Source organism: Silvanigrella sp. (genome assembly GCF_044369315.1).
Taxonomy (GTDB): Bacteria; Bdellovibrionota_B; Oligoflexia; order Silvanigrellales; family Silvanigrellaceae; genus Silvanigrella.
The window spans coordinates 1-4,606 of record NZ_JBIPMD010000250.1 but is presented as its reverse complement, the minus strand read 5'-3'; the positions used below and the strand labels follow the sequence as shown (position 1 = coordinate 4,606).

Genomic DNA, 4,606 nt, shown 5'->3' with positions numbered 1-4,606 from the left:
ACTTGAAATTACAACAAAAGGATATCCTAGTATGCCAACTCCAAAGATGAAAGTTTCCCGTGCACGCCGTAATTCTCGTCGTGCTCACGATGCACTCACTGCAATCAACCTATCTAAGTGCTCCAATTGTGCGGCTCCAAGACTTCCACACTCTGTATGTGAATCTTGTGGTTTTTACAAAGGTCGCTTTATTGCAAAAAACATTCTAAAGTCTGATCTTTTAGCAGTTCTTCGCTAAATTAAGACCTTAAAAAAAGGGTAGCTTCTTTTTTGAAGCTACCCTTTTTTATTTAAATTCTTCCCTATTTATGCTGCTTAAGTTTAATCCCTACCCCAAACTTCTACATTAAAGTCAGAAAAGGGAACATTTCTTGGACTTGCCACATACCCCATCTCTTTACCTGAACATAAATTATCATGATTTGATTGAACAACTCCAATCAATATTTCATAGCCTACATATACGCCAGAAAAAATGACGGGATCATATCCTCTATACCAAGGCTTATCGCACATAATATCAAAACGGATATTATTATTTGTAATCAATTTATTATCTATTGTTTTTAAACGGAAATAGAGGCTTGAATATTTTCCGCTATCGATAATACTTTTAAAATCGAGGAAGTTTTCCGAAGAACGATTTTTTTGGCCAGACAAAGGATATTGACTAGAACGAATTTTTGCAATTAAAGTACCAATATTAGGTTTTAAAAATGAATCATCATAAGTTAAAAGCATATTATTAATTTTTAAACTCGCTGTTGCTAAACAATTCGATAAATCTTTGTAGCATTCTTTAGAAAAGTTTCTTAAAATATCAATATTCATTTCTGATTTATTTAATACTTCTAAAATGTTTTTCTTTTCATCTGCTGCCAAATTTAAGGAATTCAATAAAGAGTTTGCAATTGAGTTATTATCTACTTGTTTAGATATAAGTTGGTTTATTGTGTTTTTAAGTTTACTGTAAGCAACGGACTCGTCATAGTTATCAAGCCAAGAAAAATTGAAAGTTTTACCATTTGGCTGTAAGACATTTAATTCATCATAAGGAACAGTTTGAGATGACTCTATTGACCAAGATGCAGAATTATTAGGATCCAATTGCTTATTATAATCTTCTGAAACATATTTATTTAACTTATCTATCGTATTTTGGCATTCATCTATTTTCGTTATTTCACAATTATTTTTTAAATTTAATATTTTTGTTAATTCAGCAGGGTTTCCACCTATTTGCGCAGCGTGTAAATTTAAATGAATTCCTTTTTTTGTTTCTTCATCTAAATATTTTACATTTCCATTTACTCCTATTTTACCTCCTACAGATAAAATATTTTGAGCTAAACCAAGCTTACCTTCTACCGTATTTAAAGTTTTCATCGAGTCAAAATTTAATTTTAAGGTAATTAAAATGCGTGATGATAATTTTTGTGAAACGACAACTTCATCACCACATTTTTTTATAAAATTATAGGGATCTATTAATTTTCCTTGATTATCAAAATAGTTATAGGCAAACGGTTTTAAATAAATTCGACTTTCTTTTGCATTTTTTAATTTACTATCGCCTAAGCGAACATAGACCGAATAAGTTGTTGAACGACTTAATCTAGAGACAGAAGCATCACGTGAATATTGAATTTCAGGTGAAACTTGAAAAGCTTTTACAGGAACAGAAGCAGAAACACCTATATTTAAAGCATTTCTAAAATCTTCTTCTTTCATATTATCAGATAAATTTACAATCGATTTTTCAACAATTTTAGGATAGAATACATTTTCGCTATCTACACATTTTTCAGTATAAACAAAACCCATTTTATTAAACCCTTGAAGGATAGAATAATAATTGGTATCTCCTGAAGGAATAACACTAGTCGAATCATTTGTAATATCTTTCGCAATAAGTTCATTTAAATTTTGATCATTTATACTAGAACTCATCTTATTATATAAGGTTTCATTAGATGAATCATTACGCGAATTTTTCTCGGTTTTCCCACAAGAAAATAATGCAATAGAAAAGAAAGAATAAACAGGAAAATACTTGAATAGTTTTCTCATTAATTACCTCTAATTATTTTAATAAATTTAACTGACCGACCAAAAGTATTTTATGAATGATAGAATTTATTTTTTAAAAATCAAGCAAAATTAATTAATTAGTGACATTATTTTTAGGTAGTCTAATAAAAGCTTAATGAAGAGATTTAAGATTATTCTTTTATAATCAAATGATAATATTATCTAGAATAATAAATTTAGACAAAACAGGATAGAATGTTATTAAAATTAAAAAATAGCTAAATTAAATAAACAAAATATTCTTATTCTCAATTTGCTATTCTCTTCCCCAAACTTCAACGATAAAATCAGAATAATTTACATTTGAGGGGTTTGCAATATAAACCATTTCTTTATTAGAACAATTTCTTTCATAATTAATAACAATTGTATTCATCATTATTTCGTAATTCGAATAAACTCCCGTAAATAAAACATGATCAATCCCAAAACCTCTATACCAAGGCTTATTACACATTAAATTAAATCTCAGGTTTGTGTCTCTTATAAGTTTATTATCAACTGTTTTTAACTTAAAATAAATACTTGCATAATTCATATTTTCAATTACATTTTTAAGATTTAAAAAATCTTGAGAAGAACGATTTTTTTGACCATATGATGGCTGACTATCAGATCTAATTTTACTAATCAATTTTCCAATATTTGGCTTTAACAAAAAGTCATCATATTTGCTTAAAAACTTAGTATATTCCATATCCATGCTATTTAAACATTTTTTTAACTCAACATAACATTGAGATGAATAGTTTTTTAAAAAATTTATATTTTGCATTGTCTTTTCTGATATATCTAGTAATTTAATTCGTTCATCGTAAGCTAAATTACTGGAATCAAGTAATCCTTGTGCAATTCTATAGTTCTCAATTTCTTTAGCTATTTTATGGGTAAATTGAGCCCTTTTTTTACTTAATTTTGTAGAATCTGAAAAATTATCAGTCCAGTTAAAGTGGATTGGCTTATTTGTTTTATCAAAAATACTGAGCTTATCATAAGGTGTTGTTCTTGAGCTTTCAATAGACCAAACATGAATATCTTGCTCATTTAACTGTATTTTATAATCTTGAGAAATATATTTATTTAATCTTTGAAAAATTGTTGAACAATCTTTTATATTATCAAGTTTACATGAACTGTGAGAAGATATAATATCCATCATTTCTTCTGGTTGCCCACCAATTTGAATACCATATAAATCGAGGCGAATTTGTCTTTTTGTTTCTTGTGATAGATAATTTAATTTTGCAGTTGGCCCTGCATTGGCACCTTCAATAATAAATGCATTGAGAACTCCTCCTATTTTAGTGTTAAATTCATCTAAAGCAAATTGAGATTCAAAATTTAATTTTAAAGTTACTAATGGTTTAGATGAGAATATTTGAGAAGTAACAACTTCATCACCACATTTTTTAACAAAATTATAGGGATTATTTAAATTGCCATTCTCATCAAAATAGGACTTATAATTATCACGTAAATATAATTTATTATCTTCTTTATTTTTTAATTTACTCTCACCAAATTTTACATAGGCATAATAAGTAGTAGATCTACTTAATTTTGAAACAGATGCTTGTTTGGAATAATTTATTCCAGCAACAACGTCTACAGCCTCAACTGGTGCATGAAGATCTGTTCCAATATTTAATTTCTGCCTGAAATCACTTTCTTTTAAGTTATCTTCATAACTTACAGTCGTATTTTCAATATTTATGGGCATAATAAAGTCAATATTATCAAGACATTTTTCCGTAAAAGAATAACCCATACTATGATAACCTTGCAAAATTTCACCAGATTTATTAAATATACTTTCTTTTACACTACTAAAGTTGGACTTAAAATCATAATTTAAATCTGAGTTTTGATTTGAACATGAGACAACAAATAAAATAGTAAAAAGAATAGGATTTATTTTCTTTAAATTTTCCATATTTTACCTCATGTAATTTAGATTTATTTGATTTTCAAAAAAATCTTTAATTTAATAATAGGTATTTTAAAATTTAAATCAATAAAAAATTTCTACAAATTAAAAGTTTATATTTGTTATGAATTTATTTATAGTTTTTAATTATAATTAATATTAAACTATTTTTTTGAAAATTTTAGTTAACTTACTTTTATTTTAAATTATTTAGCAATCCAAAAAAAGAAAAGGTCTAACACAATACGCACATTCTAAAATATTTTGTAATAATTTTGAGCATATTTTGTTATAAAAACCTTAAGCTTATTCCTAACAGAAAAAAAAGTAAAAATAAATATTCTGTAATATTAGAGTATTAATGTTAGGTATCAGAGATTTCAGTGAAATTTTTGTACAAGAATTTTAGGAATCAAAAATAAGATACTATTACAATAATAATATAACTTTATTATTTTAGTTTTTCTAAAAATAATTATAATTTTTTTTATTTAAAAACTTTACAAAATATATTTATGGTATAAAAGTTGTGCTATGGACCCCATTTGAGTTGACACATGATTAATGTGAATTTTGATACTGTATTGG

General features: G+C 26.2%; 3 protein-coding genes. 1 reads left to right on the top strand and 2 read right to left on the bottom strand.

What is annotated here, in order from left to right:
• A partial coding sequence (gene rpmF / locus ACIQ56_RS14760; protein WP_397601808.1) for a 50S ribosomal protein L32 occupies positions 1–238 on the top strand: 238 nt, incomplete at its 5' end.
• An 83-nt stretch (positions 239–321) separates the two neighbouring features.
• Here the strand turns inward: rpmF and ACIQ56_RS14755 are convergent.
• Positions 322–2,070, bottom strand: coding sequence for a hypothetical protein (locus ACIQ56_RS14755; protein WP_397601807.1), 1,749 nt, complete (start codon positions 2,068–2,070; stop codon positions 322–324).
• 277 nt (positions 2,071–2,347) lie between these two features.
• Entirely contained in the window at positions 2,348–4,024 is a 1,677-nt protein-coding gene (locus ACIQ56_RS14750; RefSeq protein ID WP_397601806.1) for a hypothetical protein, read from the bottom strand.
• Positions 4,025–4,606: the final 582 nt, after the last annotated feature.

Bases quoted from the DNA above. Each gene is read 5' to 3' on its own strand.
- ACIQ56_RS14755 (WP_397601807.1), bottom strand. From the start codon at position 2,070: ATGAGAAAACTATTCAAGTATTTTCCTGTTTATTCTTTCTTTTCTATT.
- ACIQ56_RS14750 (WP_397601806.1), bottom strand. From the start codon at position 4,024: ATGGAAAATTTAAAGAAAATAAATCCTATTCTTTTTACTATTTTATTT.